Here is a 17,707-nt window from a genome sequence, read left to right on the forward strand (position 1 = left end):
CAAAGCGAAATTTGTTGGTTTGGGACAGCCTTGTGCACCGCGATACTTGATCCCCGGGCGCAGGCGCCATCCGCTCCGAACCCGTTGAACCCGTCTCAACCCATCCACTTGCCCGCCGTTCAATTTCCTGGCCGAGCCCGACACCATGACGCTATCCACTCATCCCGATCAGCACGCGATCGATACCTTGCGCCTGATCGGCCCAGCGCCGGACAACTGGGTTCCGCCACGCGCCGGCATCGACCATAACGTGGTGATTGTTGGCGGTGGACAGACCGGCACTGCGTTCGCTTTTGCGCTGAGGCGCGCCGGCATCGGCCAGGTCAGCGTAATCGACGCCGCGCCTGACGAAGACCACGCGGGTGTGTGGCTGAATCGCGCACGGATGAACAAGCTGCGCACGCCAAAAACGCTGGTCGGTCCCGAGGCGGGGTTGCCGGGATTGAGCTTTCAGGCATGGTACGAAGCGCGCTTCGGCGCCGCTTCGTATGAGGAAATCGACCGGATTGCGCGCACGCGATGGGCGGAATATCTCGCGTGGTACCGGCATTTTCTCGACATTCCGATTCGCTACGGCACGCGCCTCACGCTGATCGAGCCGGTGGACGAGCATTTCCGTTTGCACCTGGAGGTGCGCGACGGCGCCACGGTCAAAAGCGTGGTGGAAACGGCGCGCAAGATCATCCTCGGCAACGGCGTGGCCGGCAATGGCGCGCCTTACATTCCCCCTGCGCTGAAGAACCTGCCACCCAGTCATCTGGCACACACCGCCGACGCTATCGATTTCGCGGCGCTGCGCGGCAAATCCGTGGCGGTGATCGGCGCCGCGGCATCCGCGTTTGATGCAGCGGCGACGGCGCTCGAAGCGGGGGCGGCCGAGGTTCATCTGTTCGCGCGGCGTGAACGTATTGCATCGGTGCCGGTGATCCGCACGCGCGCTTACCCCGGCGCCTACGACAATTATTTTCATCTGCCCGACGCGATTCGCTGGGCCCAGGCGCGGCGCTTTCGCCGTGCCGGCTCGACACCCCCTGTGGATGCCGTCGAGCGCGTCACCCGTTTTCCGAACTTCCATCTGCATCCCGGCACATCGTGGACCGAGGCAGACGTGAGGAACGGACGCGTCGAAACCAGCGTGGCGGGCGAGCCGTTCGCATTCGATTTCGTGATCGCTGGCACCGGGTATGTGGTCGACCCGGCGCTACGCCCCGAACTCGCGCAGTTGGCCGGGCGCATCCGTCTGTGGCGCGATCAATACGTGCCCGCTTCGAACGACAGCGACGACGCACTGGGTGCGTATCCGTATCTCGGCGCCGCGCTCGAATACCTGGAAAAGACCGAGGGAGACGCACCTTACCTGAGAAATATCCACGTTTACAACCCGGCCGCGTTCGTCAGTTTCGGCTTGCCGGTCGGTGACGTGCCGAGCATGAAGCGCGACATTCCGGCAGTGGTCCAACGCATTAGCCGCGATCTGTTTCTCGCCGATCTGCATGCGCATGAAGCGCGCATCAACGGCGACATCGCGGCGGATTTCGACGCTTCCATTTACGCCGGGAGCATATGGCAGCGCGACAAGGCCGACATCGCGTAAAGCGTTTGCACGCGCGCGCTCATCCAACCCAGTCAGGAGGACGAACCCCTATGTCCACCCAGTTCGAATCGATCGCGCCCCATGCTCCGGCCAGCGGCACGCCCGCTGGCGACGCGACTCGTGCCGCCCCCCGGCGGGGGCTTTCACGCGGAGTACTGAGCGCCGGCCTCGCAGCGATAGCGTGGCTGGCGAGCGCGGCGCAGACCACGTGGTGGCCGAGTCTCGACGACTGGCCGTACACACGGGAATTCATCGTGCTGAAGCTGGCGCTTGCGGCGTTCGCTGTCGCATTGGGCGTCGCGGGCTGGCGCGGCTCGCAAAGCCCGTCGCCGACAGCCGCGCGCGCGAGTGCGTGGCTTCGCGCGATGCCCTGGCTGCTTGCGCTGGCGCTTGGCGTCAGTGCATGGGAAGCCGTCACCGCGCAACTGGAGTGGCTGCCGCGGCCATTTTTTGCGCCGCCGCAGGCACTGATCGGTGTCTTTGCCGAAGACTATCCGCGGCTGGGTTCGAGTGTCGTGCATTCGTTCGGCTTGCTCGCGTATGGGTACGTGCTCGGCGCAGTGGCGGGTTTCGTGACGGGTGTGAGCATCGGCTGGTCGCAGGCCGTGAGCTATTGGGTCCATCCGGTTCTGCGCCTGATTGGACCGTTGCCGGCCACCGCATGGTTGCCGCTGGCCTTCTTCTTCTTTCCGTCGAGCTTCAGCGCGAGCGTGTTTCTGATCGCGCTGGCGACGGCTTTCCCGGTCGCCGTACTGACCTGGTCGGGCGTGGCCAGCGTCAATCCGGCCTACTACGATATCGCGCGCACGCTCGGCGCGCGGCCCAGCTTTCTGATCCTGCGCGTGGCGATTCCGGCTGCGCTGCCGTCGGTGTTCGTCGGGCTGTTCATGGGGCTCGGGGCGTCGTTTTCGGTGCTGATCGTCGCGGAGATGATGGGCGTGAAAGCGGGTCTCGGCTGGTATCTGCAATGGGCGCAAGGCTGGGCCGCGTATTCGAATATGTATGCCGCGTTGCTCGTGATGGCGCTGATGTGCTCCGGTCTGATTACGTTGCTGTTCCGCGTGCGCGACCGGTTGCTGGCCTGGCAAAAAGGATTGCTCAAATGGTAGCCGTACCCGAAGTGCTGAATCAGTCCGCCGCCGCTTCGCCGGTGCGCGATGCCGCGCGCATCGACGTACGCCACGTCAGCCATCGCTTTGCGTTGCGCGGCGCGGCACTGCCGGTGTTGCAGGACGTCAGCTTTACGGTGGAGCCGGGCGAGTTCGTCGCGCTGCTTGGCCCGAGTGGTTGCGGCAAGTCCACTTTGCTGCGGCTCGTGGCCGGGCTCGACGCGCCGACCCAAGGCAGCGTGCACGCCAATGGCGCTGCGATTACGGGTCCCGATCCGTCGCGCGTGGTCGTGTTCCAGGATCCGACGTTGTATCCGTGGCGTACGGTGCGCGGCAATGTCGCGATCGGTCCGCAGGCACAGCGCCGTCGCTTTGCCCGGCGCGACGCGGCGCAGGAAGATCACGCGCGGCAAAGAATTGACGCCGCACTGGAACTGGTCGGTCTCAGCGAATTCGCCGAAGCGTTTCCGCATCAATTGTCAGGCGGCATGGCGCAGCGCGTCGCGTTGGCTCGCGCGCTCGTCAATGATCCGGCGTTGCTGGTGCTGGACGAGCCGTTCGGCAAGCTCGATTCGCTGACACGCATCCGCATGCAAGGCGAACTGGCGCGGCTGTGGCAGGACGCCCGCTTTTCCGTGCTGCTGGTGACGCACGACGTGGAAGAAGCGCTGCTGCTCGCCAACCGCGTGATCGTCTTCAGCGAGCGCCCGGCACGGGTCGTCGCCGAAGTGCGCAACGACGCGCCGTATCCGCGCCATCGCGACGATCCGAAACTGGTGGCGCTGCGTCGCGAGGTGCTGGCGCAACTTGGACTCGACACCTGAACGAATAAAACAATCTATCGCGACCTGAGGAACAGTTAACCATGAATCCCTACAATGAATTTCCGCTGAGCCCGGCGCGCCGCGCATGGCTGCGCAAGACCGCCTGGAGCGCGGGTGCCGCCGCGCTGGGCGGCGCGGTGCTGAGCCTGCCGGGCTCGCTCGCGCTGGCGCAAACGCCGTCCGCGCCGCTCAAGCCGCTCAAGCTCTCATGGAATGCGGGCGCGATCTGTACCGCGCCTGTAGCGGTCGCGGTGAAGCAGGGCTTTTTCGCGCGGCACGGTTTGCAGGTCGAACTCGTGAATTTCTCGGGCTCGACCGATCAGTTGCTCGAAGCCATCGCGACGGGCAAATCCGACGCGGGCGTCGGCATGGCATTACGCTGGATCAAGCCGCTGGAACAAGGTTTCGATGTGAAACTGACCGCCGGCATCCATGGCGGCTGCATGCGCTTGCTGGCCACGCGCGCGTCGGGCATCGTCGACGTGGCGGGACTGAAGGGCCGCACGATCGGCGTCAGCGATATGGCCAGCCCGACCAAGAACTTTTTCGCCATCGTGCTGAAGAAGATCGGCGTCGATCCCGAGCGTGACGTGAGCTGGCGCCAGTATCCGGCGAACCTGCTGGGCGAGGCGCTGAAAAAGGGCGAAGTGCAGGCCATCGCCGACGGCGACCCGACCATCTGGTCGATCCGCGAATCGGATCATTTGTATGAGGTCTCGAATAACCTGTGCGGCGAATACCAGACGCGCTCCTGCTGCGTGCTCGGCGTGCGCGGGTCGCTGGTGCGGAAGGATCGTGCGACCGCACAGCAGTTGACCCAGGCGCTGCTCGAAGCGACCGAGTGGACCGCCAATCATCCGGCGGAAGCCGCCGCGATTTTCTCGGCTTATACGCCGTCCGCCGACGTGGGCCAACTGACTGCGATGCTCAAGACCCACACCGACCACCATCACCCCGTTGGCGACGCGTTTAAAAAGGAAATCTCGCTGTATGCCGACGACCTGAAGACGGTCGGCGTGCTCAATAGCGGAACCGATTCGAACCGGCTGGCGGACCGGGTGTTCTCGAACGTGCTGACTGCGTGAGGGGTCGGGCAGGTTCCGGTGCAACGCGCGGTAAGTACGCTGATTGCGGAACCGTGACGCATGGCGGATGCGGCCGGGCGCGTGCGCCCGGCAAACGCGGTAAGCGAGCGTGAATTGCGACGCCGCTCTGCCGTTCGCGCATTGGCGCAAGCCGGAACATGCGGTTGAAACGCTGTGAACGACGCGTTGACGCAGTGGCGCCGCCGCATCCATAGCGCTGCCATTCGTAGATGCGGATCAGGCCGGTGAAGCGTGTTCCGGCGAGTCTTTTTCGAGGCCAGGCAGCTTTGTTGCGACGCGATTAAACTGGCGCGACACGGCCTGCAATGGAGATGGACTCACATGACACGTCAGCTTCGCCTTGGCGCTTTCATGCGCCCTGCAACGATCCATACCGGCGCGTGGCGCTACCCTGGTGCCTATCCTGACGCGAACTTCAATTTCGCGCATCTGAAGCGCTTTGCGCAGACCCTCGAACGCGGACGCTTCGATGCGTTCTTCATGGCCGACCACCTCGCCGTGCTCAACATGCCGGTCGACGCGCTCAAGCATAGCCACACGGTGACGTCATTCGAACCGCTGACGCTGCTTCCCGCGCTCGCCGCCGTGACCGAAAAGCTGGGCCTCATCGCCACCGCGTCGACGACTTTCGACGCGCCCTACCATGTCGCCCGGCGCTTTGCATCGCTCGACCACATCAGCGGCGGACGCGCGGGCTGGAATCTTGTAACCACGTCGAATCCGGACGCGGCGCTTAATTTTGGTCTTGAAGAGCACGTCGAGCATGACGAGCGCTACCGGCGCGCGCGCGAATTCTTCGATGTCGTCACGGGCCTCTGGGACAGCTGGGCCGACGACGCATTTATCCGCGACACGGAAACCGGCACGTTCTTCGATCCGCAGAAGCTGCACGTGCTGAACTACAAGAGCGCCAATTTTTCAGTGCGGGGTCCGTTGAATATCGCGCGACCGGTACAAGGCTGGCCGGTCATCGTGCAGGCCGGTTCGTCGGAAGCGGGGCGCCAGATCGCGGCCGAGACGGCGGAGGTGGTGTTCACCGCGCAAAGCTCTCTCGCGGACGGCAAACGCTTCTACGCCGACGTGAAAGGCCGCATGGAGGCGCTCGGCCGGCCGCGGGACCATATGAAAGTGCTGCCGGCGGCGTTCATAGTGGTCGGCGACACGCTGGAGCAGGCGCGCGAGACGCGTGCGCGGCTCGATACGTTCGTGCATTACGAAAGCGGGACCGCGTCGTTATCGATTGCGTTGGGGCACGACATCTCCGGATTCGATCCGGACGGCCCGCTGCCTGCGATTCCCGAGACCAATGCGAGCCGGACGGCGCGGCAACGCGTCGTCGAATGGGCGCAGCGCGACGGTCTGACGATACGTCAGCTGGCGCAGCGCATTGGGGGTTACTCCGGGCTGGAAATGGTCGGCACGCCCGCGATGATCGCCGATCAGATGGAGCAGTGGCTGACGGAGGAGGGCTCGGACGGCTTCAATGTGATGTTTTCGCATCTGCCGGCGGGGCTCGATGACTTCGTCGACAAAGTTATTCCCGAGCTGCAGGCACGCGGCATTTTCCGGCGCGAGTATGAAGGCGCGACATTGCGCGAAAACCTCGGTTTGCCGCGGCCGGAGAACCGGTACTTTGCGCCGGGCAGTGAACGGGCGTGACGCGTTTTGCCAGTAGCGCCGGTATTCGCATCCAACTGCGCAGCGTTTGATTGATTCTCCGAAAATCATTCCACAAAAGCTTGTTTGCCCTTCGTCTTCCGGATAGCTAGATTGATTGGAAATGCATCAAATCGACGGAGGTCGCGTGATGGCACATTCAGCAATGGCTATCTGGGATGGATTTCGGCACCCACGTGCTTTTCTTCGGAGTTGGGTAAAGCGTGCGCCCGGCACGGCTGTGCTCCCGCACGAAGCGCAAGCGGCGTGCACGCATGCATGCAATTCGGCCGAGCGGCTTGAACGCATCGCGGCGTACGCACGAAGCGGCTATTTTCATATCGAATATACGGCCGGCATGTTCGTGGTGCCGCTCGACATTCCGCCGGATTGACGGGCCGCGTAAGACGGTTGTGCCGGCTCGGCGGCTGGCTGGGTCGCCACCCAAGCCCCAGCGGCCAAACCGATGCTTCTTTAGAAATGAAAATTAATTGGTTCGGGTTCGGCCGTATCTCTTTCATAGTGTCTCCTGATGGCTATAGGCGGTTGATATCGCCGATATGCCGGAACCTGCGCGCATTGATCGCGCGATATTGAAGGAGACGTCATGACGCTTGAAGTCGCAGAACGACCGACACATACGCTGCTCGAAGCCGCGCGCACGCGTGCAACCGAAGCGGGTCTGCCCTATGCCGGCGGCCTCGCGCCACAAGACGCGTGGGCGCTCGTCCAGACAGGCAATGCATTGCTGGTCGACGTGCGCACAGCCGAGGAGCGCAAGTTCGTCGGATTGGTGCCGGGCAGTCTGCACGTTGCCTGGGCGACCGGCACGAGCCTCACGCGTAATCCGCGTTTCGTGCGCGAACTCGAGGCGAGGACCGGCAAGGACGCCGTGGTGCTGCTGTTGTGCCGCAGCGGCAACCGTTCGGCGCTCGCCGCCGAGGCCGCCGCGAAAGCGGGCTTCACCCAGGTGTTCAATGTTCTGGAAGGTTTCGAGGGGGATCTGGACGGCGCGCAACGACGCGGCTCCAGCAACGGCTGGCGCTTTCACGGCCTGCCGTGGATTCAGGACTGATTTTCTCGCGGGTCCGCGCCGCACTATACGGGGAGTAACTTCTGTGGCTGTTTTCGATGTCGATGATATTGTCCTGGCGCTTCAGACGGTGCGCCAGCAATGGCGCGAAGTGCAGAAGCGCTCGCTCGAACCGGGCGGGCGCGAGTTGCCGGGACGCGAAGCACTGTCGCAGGTCGTCGACACGCTCAAAGGCGTGCTCTTCCCGATGCGGCTCGGGCCGCCCGATCTGCGCCAGGAAAGCGAGAACTTCTATGTCGGGCACGCGCTCGACGCCGCATTGCACGCATTGCTGAGCCAGGCGCGCCTCGAACTCCATTATCGCAGCCGGCATGCGCCGCCCGCGGCGGACGTCATCGAACGTGAGGCCAGTGTCGCGGTGCGCGCGTTCGCAGCACGCTTGCCGGCGATTCGCACGCTGCTCGATAGCGACGTGCTTGCCGCTTTCCACGGCGACCCGGCCGCGGGCAGCGTGGACGAAGTGCTGCTGTGTTATCCGGGCGTACTGGCGATGATCCACCATCGTCTCGCGCACGAGCTCTACCGGCTGGGCCTGCCGTTACTGGCACGGATCGTCGCCGAGCTCGCGCATGCGCAAACCGGTATCGACATTCATCCCGGCGCGCGGATCGGCGCGGGTTTTTTTATCGATCACGGCACGGGCGTGGTGATCGGCGAGACCTCGATCATCGGCGAGCGGGTACGCGTCTATCAGGCGGTGACACTAGGGGCGAAGCGTTTTCCACGCGATGCCGAAGGGCATCTGGAGAAGGGCCATGCGCGCCATCCGATCGTCGAGGACGATGTCGTGATCTACGCGGGCGCAACTATTCTCGGCCGCGTGACGCTCGGCCGCGGCGCGGTGATCGGCGGTAACGTGTGGCTCACGCAGGATGTCGCGCCGGGTTCGCATGTGACGCAGGCCGTATCGCGCAGCGAGGGAATCGGCGTGGTGTCTGCCGCGCCTCACAAGCCGGTGCCGCCCAATACGTTGGCTGAGGAACCGGCCGTGGCCGGGGGTGCACGGTGACCCTGATCGTCAGAAACTTCGGGGCGGCGGTGCGGCGCCTTCGCGAGTTACAGGGTTGGTCGCAGGAACAGTTGGCTGAATACGCCGGCCTGAACCGCTCCTATGTCGGCGAGATCGAGCGCGGTTCCGCGATTGCGTCGATCGTCACCGTCGACAAACTCGCACGCGCTTTCGGTGTGTCGATCGAATGTCTGTTGCGGTCTTCGTCCGATCAGGCGGGCGTGATTCTGCCCGAAGCGTCCGCCCCGATCAATCCGGCCCCCGCCAGCTAGAAATCCCATTTGCTGTCTATAGCATGTTGAGCGGCTTCGGCTCGCTGCCGATAATCGTGCTCGTTCATAAGCTTTCCCGTTTTTCTTCTATAGACCTCCGGAGCACGAGATGACAGCAACTGTGGGCGGCCTGACGGCGCTCGGCGATACCGCAGCACGGCAACTAGCGAATGCCACCAAAACCGTTCCGCAACTTGCCACGATCACGCCGCGCTGGCTGACGCATCTGCTGCAATGGCTGCCGGTCGAAGCGGGCATTTATCGCCTGAATCAGGTGAAGAATCCCGAAGCCGTGGTGGCGGCCTGCACCGCGCGCGAGGACGAAAGCATTCTGCCGCGCACTTTCGTGCCATACGAAGAGCAGCCGCGCGAATACTTCCTGAATGCGGTCAGCACCGTGCTCGACGTGCATACGCGCATTTCCGATCTGTATAGCAGCCCGCACGACCAGATCAAGGAGCAACTGCGCCTGACGATCGAGACGATCAAGGAACTGCAGGAAAGCCAGCTGATCAACAACCCCGATTACGGCTTGCTTGCGAATGTGGCAGAGGAGCAGCGCGTGTTTCCGCTGACCGGCGCGCCGACGCCCGACGATCTCGACGAGCTGCTGACGAAGGTATGGAAGGAGCCGGCGTTCTTCCTGACCCATCCGCTGGCAATCGCTGCGTTCGGCCGCGAATGCACGCGCCGGGGCGTGCCGCCGCCGACCGTGAGCCTGTTCGGTTCGCAGTTCCTGACGTGGCGTGGCATTCCGCTGATTCCGTCGGACAAGGTGCCGGTCGCCGACGGCAAGACCAAGATCCTGCTGCTGCGCGTGGGCGACAAGCGCCAGGGCGTAGTCGGGCTGTTCCAGCCGGGCGTGGCCGGCGAACAGGGGCCGGGCCTGTCGGTCCGCTTCATGGGGATCAACAATCATGCGATCGCCTCTTACCTGATCTCGCTGTACTGCTCGCTTGCCGTGCATTCGCCGGATGCGCTGGCGGTTCTCGATGACGTGGAGATCGGCAAGTACCATGACTACCCAGACACCTACAAGTAAGCCCATGGATAGCGTTCTGCCGCATGACGTGCCGTCCGGGCCCCCTGCTGGTCTGCCCGATCCTGCGCTTCTGGCAACGCTCGCCAATGCGTTTTTCTCGGCGCTGCCCGGCAGCGCGCCGCAGCCGGATGGCGGCGGTGTCGTGGGCGGTGCGCCCAGCCTGGCCGGCACATTGCCGCTGAGCGCGCCGGTGCTCGGTGAACTCAGCAATCCGGTGCCAGCCGGTTCTCCGCTTGCCGGCCCTGGCGGCGCGGGGACCGGCGTGCCAGGCGCGGCGTTGCCGCAAGGGCGCTTGCCGGGTGGCAACCTGCTGCCGTCCGCGCCCACGCATGTGCTGTCGCTGGGAAACCGGGCGCCGGCGCTGGCGCCGCACGCGGCGGCGCAGAACGGTCTGCCGGATAGCGCCGTGACGGTCGCGCCTGCGCTGGCCCCGCGCTTTGGCGGCGCCGCGCTGGGCGTGTCCGAAGGACATGGTGCGCAGCGTCCGTCGGCCGGCGGCGCGCCTGCGCCTTCGGCGGTTTCGTCGCCGTCCGCGTCGCCTTTTTACTTTCTCGGTGATGCGGGACCCGCGCATCCGGCCGCCGGCGCGTCATCGGATATCGTCGTGCCGGGCTGGAGCGAAGTGACCGCCCAATCGCTCGGGTTGCCGGGTGTCGACGAACCATTGTCCGGGCAGCGCTTTTCCTACGACCGGCCGGATGAGCCCGCGTCCGCGGCGAACACACATACGGCAAGAGCCGCGCAACCCGCTGGCAGCTCTCACTATTTCCTGAACGAAGCGCAAGCATCGCGCTTGCCAGGGCAAAAAAGCGGCATGGCCGACGCGGTGCCGCATGCCGGCGCGTCCGCGCATCCGCCGTTCGATGTGAACGCGATTCGCCGCGACTTTCCGATTCTTCAGGAGCGCGTCAACGGCCGGCAACTGGTGTGGTTCGACAACGCCGCAACGACGCACAAGCCGCAAGCGGTGATCGACCGGTTGGCGTATTTCTACGCACACGAAAACTCGAATATCCACCGCGCGGCACATGCGCTCGCCGGACGCGCCACCGACGCATACGAGGCGGCGCGCAGCAAGGTGCAGCGGTTCATCGGCGCGTCGTCGCCGGACGAGGTTATCTTCGTGCGCGGCACCACGGAGGCGATCAACCTGATCGCGAAGACGTGGGGCGCGAAGAACGTCGGCGAGGGCGACGAGATCATCGTGTCGCATCTGGAGCATCACGCCAATATCGTGCCGTGGCAGCAACTTGCCGCGCAAACCGGCGCGAAGCTGCGGGTGATTCCGGTCGACGACAGCGGCCAGGTGTTGCTCGACGAATACCGGCGGCTTCTGAACGATCGCACGAAGATCGTATCGGTCACGCAGGTATCGAATGCGCTCGGTACGGTGGTGCCGGTCAAGGAGATCGTCGAACTGGCGCATCGTGCCGGCGCGAAGGCTTTGGTGGACGGCGCGCAGTCGGTGTCGCATATGCGGGTGGACGTGCAGGCGCTCGACGCGGATTTCTTCGTGTTCTCCGGTCACAAGGTATTCGGCCCGACCGGCATCGGCGTGGTGTACGGCAAGCGCGCGATTCTCGAAGACATGCCGCCGTGGCAAGGCGGCGGCAATATGATTGCCGACGTCACGTTCGAGCGCACCGTGTTCCAGCCGCCGCCCAACCGTTTCGAAGCAGGCACGGGCAATATCGCCGATGCAGTGGGTCTCGGCGCGGCAATCGATTACGTGCAGCAGGTGGGCATCGAAAACATCGCGCGCTATGAGCACGATCTGCTGGCTTATGCGACCAGCGTGCTGCAACCGGTGCCGGGCGTGCGCCTGATCGGCACGGCGCGCGACAAGGCCAGTGTGCTGTCTTTCGTGTTGAAAGGCTACGAGACGGAAGAGGTAGGCCACGCGCTGAACGAAGAGGGCATTGCCGTGCGCTCGGGCCATCATTGTGCGCAGCCGATCTTGCGGCGTTTCGGCGTCGAAGCGACAGTCAGGCCGTCGCTCGCGTTCTACAACACTTGCGACGAGGTCGATGCGCTGGTGTCGGTTGTGCGGCGTTTGTCTGCGCGCCGATAGAAGTTCCGGCAGCTGACCGACGGCTGTCTATCGTGCTTTTCAAAATGAGGCAGGCGTTGTGCGGCCGGACCGAGGTCCGCCGCGCAATGCCTGTTGTCCGATCAAATAGCCGCTTCGGGCAATCCTCCGCGCGTCAAGCTCCGGCGCGTCATGCCACGCGCCCGCGTGGTGCGCCTTATCCGCCCGGATTCGGCGCATAACTTTTCACGATTCGTTATTTCCATCGCACGCAGCGATCGCCTAGTCTGAAATGGCAGATGACGCCTACTCATAGCCGCTCACGCATCGCGTGCCGCGGCTATATGCAATGGAGATTCCAATGACCGAACCCCTCGAGCGGCAAAACGACCACCCGCGTCTTGCGTGGATAGCCGGTGTCGGCGCGAGCGCCGGACTGGGGGCCGCGCTCGCTCGCCGCTTCGCCCGCGAGGGACTCACCGTTGTAGTGACCGGGCGCTCGCACGAGCGGCTCGACGCGCGGGTGGCTGAAATTCGCGGGGCCGGCGGCCATGCGCTCGCGTTGCCGGGCGATGTCACCAGCGAAAGCGATCTGGCCGCGATCACGCGGCAACTCGCCGACGCCGGCACCCTCGAAGTCGCCATCTTCAATGCCGCCGGCGCGACTCGCGCGCCGACGCTCGAACTCACCGCGGAGCAGTTCGAAGCAGCCTGGCGTGTCACGACGCTTGGTGGCTTTCTGTTCGCGCGGGCGGCGCTACAGCCGCTACTGGCGCGCGGGCACGGCTCGTTGCTTTTCACCGGTGCAACCGCGTCACTGCGCGGCCGGCCGCCGTTTGCGGCATTTGCCTCGGCCAAGGCCGGTTTGCGTTCCCTCGCCCAAAGCCTCGCGCGCGAATTCGGTCCGCGCAATATCCATGTTGCGCATGTGGTGATCGACGGCGGCATCGACGGCGAACGTTTGCGCACCTCCGCGCCGCAACGGGTGTCCGAGCGCGGTCCGGACGGTCTGCTGGACCCAGCCGATATCGCCGACGCTTACTGGTATCTGCACCGGCAGAGTCGTAGCGCGTGGTCGCAGGAAATCGATCTGCGGCCCTTCAATGAATCGTTTTAACGTGATGGGGACGTGAACATGAGCGACATCGTCATCGATACGCCTGCGTCGGCCACGACGATCGAGGCGGAGCTGAACTACCTTGAATTCACCGGTGAAAAGCCCGTGTCTTACCAGTACGAGCCGCCGCCCGGCGTGCCGAAGCGCAGTGGAGTGTACCGGCCGTACCGTGTGCAGATTTCGAACGCGCGCTTAGCGCCGCCGCCCGGTCCGTTGTCGCTGGATCGTAACGGTTTCGAACTGCATCGGCAGGCGAGTGCGCTCAGCGATTTTTCCGACCCGGCGAAAATCGAATCCATTTACTACCCGGAGGCGCAAACGCTACTCAAGCAGGCCACCGGCGCGAAGCGGGTGGTGGTGTTCGATCACACACTGCGCGACGGCAAGCCCGAGCGCGCCGCAGGCGTGCGGGAGCCGGTCAAGTACATCCATAACGACCAGACGTTTGTGTCGGGGCCGCGCCGCGTGCGCGATCATTTGCCGGCGGAAGAGGCGGAGCGGTTGTTGCAAGGCCGCGTGGCGATCGTCAATCTATGGCGGCCGATCGGCGAGACCGTGCAATCGTCGCCGCTCGCGTTGTGCGACTCGCGCAGTATCGCGCTCAACGATCTGGTCGCGTCCGATCTCGTCTATCCAGACAAGGTCGGCGAGACCTATGCGCTCGTGTTCAATCCGCGGCACCGTTGGTATTACTTTCCGCGCATGACGCCCGATGAATTCCTGCTGCTGAAAATCTACGATTCCGCGGGCGACCCGATTGCGCGCCTGTCGGCGCACTCGGCATTTGACGATCCGACTTCTCCAGCGAATGCGCCGGGCCGCCGTAGCATCGAGTTGCGCTCGCTGCTGTTCTTTTGATGTTTTGTGCAACGCGAAACAGGGACCGGTGTCCTCCTACGCCGTGCGGACTTCCGCAGGTCTCGATCACGGCGTGCGCCACTCCGGGGGCGCACGCCATTATGACTTCGCCGACTTAGCACCTGATAAATCGTTGGTTCGTCCCGAAGTCGCGCACTGCTACAGTCGCCGCCAAGGGCGCGGGAAGCGCCCGAAACAATACAGAAACATTGCATGGATAACCACGGGACCTGGATATGAAGATCTGGACTCGCAGCGCCGCTGTCGTCGGGCTGCTACTGACCTTGTCGGGCGTCGCGCACGCCGATCGACTTGACGATATCAAGAAAGCCGGCGTGCTGCGCGTTGCTACTTTCGACAGCAATCCACCATTCGGCTTCGTGGACCCGAAGACGAACCAGATCGTCGGCCTCGACGTCGACTATGCGCGCGCTGTCGCCGCGAAGCTTGGCGTCAAGCTCGAGATCCAGCCGACCAACCCCGCCAACCGGATTGCGTTTCTGAAGTCCAACAAGGTGGATCTGGTCTTCGCCAACTTCACGATCACCGACGAGCGCAAGAAGGAAATCGATTTCAGCACACCGTATTTCGCGTCGGGCACCCAGTTCATCGCGAAGAAGGGCGTGCTGAAGTCGCCGCAACAACTGGACAGCTTGAGGATCGGCGCCGACAAGGGCACGACGAACGAACAGCAGGTTCGCGCTCAGTTCCCGGCCGCGACCATCGTCGCCTACGACGACACGCCGTTCGCCTTCGCCGCGCTGCGTGCGGGCAACGTCCAGGCGATCACGCAGGACGGCCCGAAGCTGGTTGCGTTGCTGGCCAATGTACCGGACAAGGAAAAGTACGAGATCCCGCCGTTCACGATTTCGAACGACTACGAAGGTGTCGGCGTACCGAAGAACGAGGCGCGTCTGCTGAATGTCGTCAACGAGACGCTGGTGGGGCTCGAAGCAAACGGCAATGCCGCGAAAATTTACGACCAGTGGTTCGGTCCGGGCAGCAAAGCGCCGCTGCCCCGTCTGTTCAAGATTGGCGATCCGCAAAAGAGCTGAGTTTTTTCCGCGTTCACTGTCCGGCCTGCCGTTCCTACGACGGCGGGCCGGTTTGTTTTATTTCCGCTGCAGATAGTTTTCGGATGATGACGATGAACGCGTGGCTCGAACCTCGCTATGTCGCGTGGATATGGCGCGGCTTTGCGATGACGCTGGCGCTGTCGGCCAGCGTCGCCGTTTGTGCGACGCTGCTGGGCTTTGCGCTGGCGCTCGCCCGCAGCGCTCCTTCCGCCGCGTTGCGCCGTGCGGCGGCCGGCTACGTTCTGATATTCCGGAACTCACCGTTGCTCGTTCAATTGCTGTTCTGGTATTTCGGTGCGGCGGTCCTGTTGCCGGATGGCTTGATGAACTGGCTCAATACTCCGCATGTCGTCGTGCTTGGACCTGTCACGCTGAGTTGGCCGACGTTCGAATTCGTCGCGGGCTGGCTCGGTCTCACGTGCTATTCGACGACCTTCATCGGCGAGGAATTCCGCGCGGGAATGCGCGGCGTGCGCGATGGCCAGTATCAGGCGGCCGCCGCGCTTGGCTTGACGCGGTTCGCAACGTTTCGCCACGTGATTTTGCCGCAGGCGGTGCGGATCGCGACGCCGCCGCTCGCCGGGCAATATATGAATGTCATCAAGAATTCGTCGCTGACGATGGCCATCGGCTTCGCCGAATTGTCGTACTCGTCGCGCCAGGTCGAGACGGAGACGCTCAAGACGTTCCAGTCGTTCGGAATGGCGACCTTGCTCTACATTGCGGCGATCGCCACGATTGAAGTCGCGTTGCTGATCTGGCAGCGCCGCGGCGCGTATGGATCGGGTGGCGTGCGGTTTCCGCGCGGAGGCCGCTCATGAGCGCAGTGGACTGGCTGCCGATCCTGCGCTATCTGCTCGCCGGCGCGTTTCCCAATGGCCCGCTTGGCGGCATCGCGCTGACCGTGATGCTGACGCTGACGTCGGCCGCGCTGTCGGCGCTGCTCGGCCTTGCAGGCGGCGTCTCGCTGGTGATGACGCGGGGCTTGCCGCATCTGCTGCTGCTCGCCGTGGTGGGCTTGTTTCGCGCGATTCCGGTGCTGATGCTGATCTTCTGGACGTTCTTTCTGATGCCGGTGCTGCTGCATGTCGACGTCCCAGGACTCGCGACCGTGGTGTGCGCGCTCGCGTTGATCGGCGGCGCGTATCTGTCGCATTCGGTGCAGGCCGGTATTGTCGCGGTCGGCGATGGGCAATGGCAGGCCGCGCAGTCGCTCGGCATGACGCGCGGCCAGGCGCTGCGCCATGTGCTGCTGCCTCAGGCGATACGCACGATGACGCCGTCGTTCGTCAACCAATGGGTGTCGTTGATCAAGGACACCTCGCTCGCCTATATCGTCGGCGTGCCGGAATTCACGTTTCTGGCCAATCAGGTGAACAGCCGCCTGATGGTTTATCCGGCGCAGATATTCCTGTTCGTCGGTCTGGTATATCTCGTGTTGTGCTGCACTTTTCAGTGGGGCGTCACACGTCTGCTGAGCGGCGCGTTCGACGCGGGTGCAGCGCGCCGATAACGGCACGCGGCGGCCGTGGCGGCGCTACGGATCAATCGCGCAGCCAATCGGCGCTCCAGACGCTTACTACCGGGCGGCGACCGCTGCCGCGTTTTTTCCTGCCAGCACATGGCGATTCACCGGCCGCGGCAGTCCGGGATTTTCACGCAGCGTGCGCCCCTCGTATTCGGTTCGGAACAGTCCACGCCGCTGCAATTCCGGCACGATCTGTTCGGTGAATGCACTGAGCCCGCCGGGAAGCCACGGCGGCATGACGTTGAAACCGTCCGTTCCTTCTTCCTTCTCGCGCACGCTGACGCTGTTGGCGAAAAAGATTACGTCGAACTTCGCGCGCTCTGCAATCCGCGCGAGCTGTACATAGTGCTGGAAATCGGGTCCGCCGCTCGCATGCATGTCGGGATGCCGCCATGCGGCGATATGGTGGCCGGTCTCCATCAGAAAGGCGCCTGGCCTGATCTGCCGTTTGCTTTCGCTCATGGTCTGCTCCTTCGTGCCATGCCGCTGATCTTCGGTTGTGGGCCGCGCGTCACCACGCTAGCCGCCATTCGGTAATCGGTGGGTGCGCGGCCTCGACCGATGGCGAGCCGTCGTCGCCGTCGCTCGGCAGGTCGCCGGACTCTCCGAAATCCGCCACGATTTCGTCGCGCAGCCGGAGAAAGCGCGCGTCGCCGCGCTTGCGCGGCCGCGGCAACCCGACGTCGACGATTCGCTTGATGCGGCCCGGGCGCGGCGCCATCGTCACGACCCGGTCTCCGAGATAAACGGCCTCGTCCACGTCGTGCGTGACGAGAATCATCGTGATGCGTTCCTGTTCCCAGATGCGCTGCAATTCGTTTTGCAGGCGGCCACGGGTGAGCGCGTCGAGCGCGCCGAATGGCTCGTCGAGCAGCAGCACACGCGGCCGGTTGACCAGCCCGCGAGCAATCGCCACGCGCTGCGCCATGCCACCCGACAACTGATTCGGGTAAGCGTTCTCGAAGCCCGCGAGGCCGACGAGGGCGATGTGTTCAGCGACGGCGTCGCGCTTCTGCTTCGCCGTCAGCGGCGCATTGCGCAGCGCCGCCAGGATATTCTGCGACGCGGTGAGCCATGGGAACAGCCGGTGGTCCTGAAACACGATGCCGCGTTGCAACGAAGTGTCGCGCACCCGTTCGCCGGCAACGAAAATGTCGCCGCTGTAATCGGTATCGAGACCCGCTATCAGGCGCAGCAAGGTCGACTTGCCGCAGCCGCTCGCGCCGAGCACGCTGATGAATTCGCCGGGGCGGACCCGCAGCGTGATGTCGTCGAGCACATCCAGCGCTGTGCCACGCTGGACATAGCGCTTTCGCACATGACGGATGTCGAGTCCTTCCGATGTCGCAAGGGTCATGGGAGAGTCCGGTAAGAGTTGGCGGGCGCGTCTTGCA

17 protein-coding genes and 1 pseudogene are annotated in these 17,707 nt (G+C 64.1%); 16 read left to right on the top strand and 2 right to left on the bottom strand.

Going from position 1 to position 17,707, the window contains the following annotated elements; genetic code table 11:
- Positions 1-145 precede the first annotated feature (145 nt).
- The 16 genes from BXE_RS37320 to BXE_RS37390 all read left to right on the top strand — a co-directional run bounded on the left by BXE_RS37320 (position 146) and on the right by BXE_RS37390 (position 16,298).
- Complete coding sequence (locus BXE_RS37320; RefSeq protein WP_011493299.1) at positions 146-1,594, top strand: SidA/IucD/PvdA family monooxygenase; 1,449 nt, start codon at positions 146-148, stop codon at positions 1,592-1,594.
- A gap of 50 nt (positions 1,595-1,644) precedes the next feature.
- Complete coding sequence (locus BXE_RS37325; RefSeq protein WP_011493300.1) at positions 1,645-2,703, top strand: ABC transporter permease; 1,059 nt, start codon at positions 1,645-1,647, stop codon at positions 2,701-2,703.
- On the top strand, positions 2,697-3,527 hold the full coding sequence (locus tag BXE_RS37330) for an ABC transporter ATP-binding protein (RefSeq protein ID WP_011493301.1): 831 nt from the start codon (positions 2,697-2,699) through the stop codon (positions 3,525-3,527). Before BXE_RS37325 ends, BXE_RS37330 begins: the two co-directional genes overlap by 7 nt.
- Before the next feature lie 41 nt (positions 3,528-3,568).
- Positions 3,569-4,612, top strand: coding sequence for an ABC transporter substrate-binding protein (locus BXE_RS37335; protein ID WP_011493302.1), 1,044 nt, complete (start codon positions 3,569-3,571; stop codon positions 4,610-4,612).
- Between the two features lie 342 nt (positions 4,613-4,954).
- Complete coding sequence (locus tag BXE_RS37340) at positions 4,955-6,292, top strand: LLM class flavin-dependent oxidoreductase (RefSeq protein WP_011493303.1); 1,338 nt, start codon at positions 4,955-4,957, stop codon at positions 6,290-6,292.
- A gap of 238 nt (positions 6,293-6,530) precedes the next feature.
- Positions 6,531-6,683 (top strand): hypothetical protein, encoded by a 153-nt coding sequence (locus BXE_RS46770; RefSeq protein ID WP_158340970.1) that lies wholly within the window; start codon positions 6,531-6,533, stop codon positions 6,681-6,683.
- Between the two features lie 213 nt (positions 6,684-6,896).
- Positions 6,897-7,364, top strand: a complete 468-nt coding sequence (locus BXE_RS37345; RefSeq protein ID WP_011493305.1) for a rhodanese-like domain-containing protein — start codon at positions 6,897-6,899, stop codon at positions 7,362-7,364.
- Between the two features lie 43 nt (positions 7,365-7,407).
- Positions 7,408-8,391 (top strand): serine O-acetyltransferase EpsC, encoded by a 984-nt coding sequence (gene epsC, locus BXE_RS37350; protein ID WP_011493306.1) that lies wholly within the window; start codon positions 7,408-7,410, stop codon positions 8,389-8,391.
- Positions 8,388-8,663 carry a helix-turn-helix domain-containing protein gene (locus BXE_RS37355; RefSeq protein WP_011493307.1) on the top strand — a complete coding sequence of 92 codons (276 nt, stop codon included), beginning with the start codon at positions 8,388-8,390 and terminating at the stop codon, positions 8,661-8,663. Before epsC ends, BXE_RS37355 begins: the two co-directional genes overlap by 4 nt.
- Before the next feature lie 109 nt (positions 8,664-8,772).
- A complete protein-coding gene (locus BXE_RS37360) occupies positions 8,773-9,705 on the top strand; it encodes a family 2A encapsulin nanocompartment shell protein (protein WP_011493308.1) in 933 nt (310 codons plus the stop codon).
- Entirely contained in the window at positions 9,680-11,776 is a 2,097-nt protein-coding gene (locus tag BXE_RS37365; protein ID WP_040123585.1) for a family 2A encapsulin nanocompartment cargo protein cysteine desulfurase, read from the top strand. Before BXE_RS37360 ends, BXE_RS37365 begins: the two co-directional genes overlap by 26 nt.
- A gap of 319 nt (positions 11,777-12,095) precedes the next feature.
- Positions 12,096-12,851, top strand: a complete 756-nt coding sequence (locus BXE_RS37370; protein ID WP_011493310.1) for an SDR family NAD(P)-dependent oxidoreductase — start codon at positions 12,096-12,098, stop codon at positions 12,849-12,851.
- 18 nt (positions 12,852-12,869) lie between these two features.
- The gene (locus BXE_RS37375; protein ID WP_011493311.1) at positions 12,870-13,709 is read left to right on the top strand and encodes a CmcJ/NvfI family oxidoreductase; all 840 of its coding nucleotides are present in this window, start codon (positions 12,870-12,872) and stop codon (positions 13,707-13,709) included.
- Between the two features lie 236 nt (positions 13,710-13,945).
- Complete coding sequence (locus BXE_RS37380; protein ID WP_011493312.1) at positions 13,946-14,764, top strand: ABC transporter substrate-binding protein; 819 nt, start codon at positions 13,946-13,948, stop codon at positions 14,762-14,764.
- A gap of 92 nt (positions 14,765-14,856) precedes the next feature.
- Positions 14,857-15,606, top strand: a complete 750-nt coding sequence (locus tag BXE_RS37385; RefSeq protein WP_040123788.1) for an amino acid ABC transporter permease — start codon at positions 14,857-14,859, stop codon at positions 15,604-15,606.
- Positions 15,603-16,298 carry an amino acid ABC transporter permease gene (locus BXE_RS37390; RefSeq protein ID WP_011493314.1) on the top strand — a complete coding sequence of 232 codons (696 nt, stop codon included), beginning with the start codon at positions 15,603-15,605 and terminating at the stop codon, positions 16,296-16,298. The genes BXE_RS37385 and BXE_RS37390 overlap by 4 nt, the downstream gene beginning before the upstream one ends.
- Positions 16,299-16,580: 282 nt before the next feature.
- Here the strand turns inward: BXE_RS37390 and BXE_RS47010 are convergent.
- Positions 16,581-16,775: pseudogene (locus BXE_RS47010) on the bottom strand (nitrilotriacetate monooxygenase); the annotation flags it as partial.
- A 49-nt stretch (positions 16,776-16,824) separates the two neighbouring features.
- Positions 16,825-17,670 (bottom strand): ABC transporter ATP-binding protein, encoded by an 846-nt coding sequence (locus BXE_RS37400; protein ID WP_011493316.1) that lies wholly within the window; start codon positions 17,668-17,670, stop codon positions 16,825-16,827.
- Positions 17,671-17,707 lie beyond the last annotated feature (37 nt).

Origin of the sequence: Paraburkholderia xenovorans LB400, from assembly GCF_000013645.1 — a bacterium.
In the GTDB taxonomy this organism is placed as follows: domain Bacteria; phylum Pseudomonadota; class Gammaproteobacteria; order Burkholderiales; family Burkholderiaceae; genus Paraburkholderia; species Paraburkholderia xenovorans.

Bases quoted from the DNA above. Each gene is read 5' to 3' on its own strand.
- BXE_RS37320 (WP_011493299.1), top strand. From the start codon at position 146: ATGACGCTATCCACTCATCCCGATCAGCACGCGATCGATACCTTGCGC.
- BXE_RS37325 (WP_011493300.1), top strand. From the start codon at position 1,645: ATGTCCACCCAGTTCGAATCGATCGCGCCCCATGCTCCGGCCAGCGGC.
- BXE_RS37330 (WP_011493301.1), top strand. From the start codon at position 2,697: ATGGTAGCCGTACCCGAAGTGCTGAATCAGTCCGCCGCCGCTTCGCCG.
- BXE_RS37335 (WP_011493302.1), top strand. From the start codon at position 3,569: ATGAATCCCTACAATGAATTTCCGCTGAGCCCGGCGCGCCGCGCATGG.
- BXE_RS37340 (WP_011493303.1), top strand. From the start codon at position 4,955: ATGACACGTCAGCTTCGCCTTGGCGCTTTCATGCGCCCTGCAACGATC.
- BXE_RS37345 (WP_011493305.1), top strand. From the start codon at position 6,897: ATGACGCTTGAAGTCGCAGAACGACCGACACATACGCTGCTCGAAGCC.
- BXE_RS37360 (WP_011493308.1), top strand. From the start codon at position 8,773: ATGACAGCAACTGTGGGCGGCCTGACGGCGCTCGGCGATACCGCAGCA.
- BXE_RS37365 (WP_040123585.1), top strand. From the start codon at position 9,680: ATGACTACCCAGACACCTACAAGTAAGCCCATGGATAGCGTTCTGCCG.
- BXE_RS37370 (WP_011493310.1), top strand. From the start codon at position 12,096: ATGACCGAACCCCTCGAGCGGCAAAACGACCACCCGCGTCTTGCGTGG.
- BXE_RS37375 (WP_011493311.1), top strand. From the start codon at position 12,870: ATGAGCGACATCGTCATCGATACGCCTGCGTCGGCCACGACGATCGAG.
- BXE_RS37380 (WP_011493312.1), top strand. From the start codon at position 13,946: ATGAAGATCTGGACTCGCAGCGCCGCTGTCGTCGGGCTGCTACTGACC.
- BXE_RS37385 (WP_040123788.1), top strand. From the start codon at position 14,857: ATGAACGCGTGGCTCGAACCTCGCTATGTCGCGTGGATATGGCGCGGC.
- BXE_RS37390 (WP_011493314.1), top strand. From the start codon at position 15,603: ATGAGCGCAGTGGACTGGCTGCCGATCCTGCGCTATCTGCTCGCCGGC.
- BXE_RS37400 (WP_011493316.1), bottom strand. From the start codon at position 17,670: ATGACCCTTGCGACATCGGAAGGACTCGACATCCGTCATGTGCGAAAG.